Source organism: Isoptericola croceus (genome assembly GCF_029382255.1).
Taxonomy (GTDB): Bacteria; Actinomycetota; Actinomycetes; order Actinomycetales; family Cellulomonadaceae; genus Isoptericola; species Isoptericola croceus.
The window spans coordinates 1-279 of the sequence record NZ_JARLLG010000154.1; the positions used below are offsets into that span (position 1 = coordinate 1).

A 279-nucleotide genomic window follows, 5' to 3' on the forward strand; every position below is an offset into this window, starting at 1 on the left:
TTCTGAATAAATTTAGCTGAGCAGCATGGTGCCGAGCAGCTTGTGTGAAAAGACTTCTGAACTGTCCTTGCTTCAATGACTTTAACCGGAATAGAAAAAGAGTTGCTTCTTCTTGATAATCGTCCTGAGCTTGTTTCAATTGCTCTGACGCACCAATGTCACTTTTGGCATTCTTAGATCTTCCCTTTTCTTTCTGTGCATTCAGCAGAAATTCGAACAACTCTCTTTTTTCATCACACTGGTGCTTCATTTCCTCTACAGTTTGAAGTTCATTGAGAA

Annotated in this window: 1 protein-coding gene; it reads right to left on the reverse strand. The window is 39.8% G+C overall.

The window, feature by feature from the left end; genetic code table 11:
- Positions 1–279 (reverse strand): BAR domain-containing protein (locus PZC42_RS24490; protein ID WP_277214060.1); only part of this gene is annotated, 279 nt, incomplete at both ends.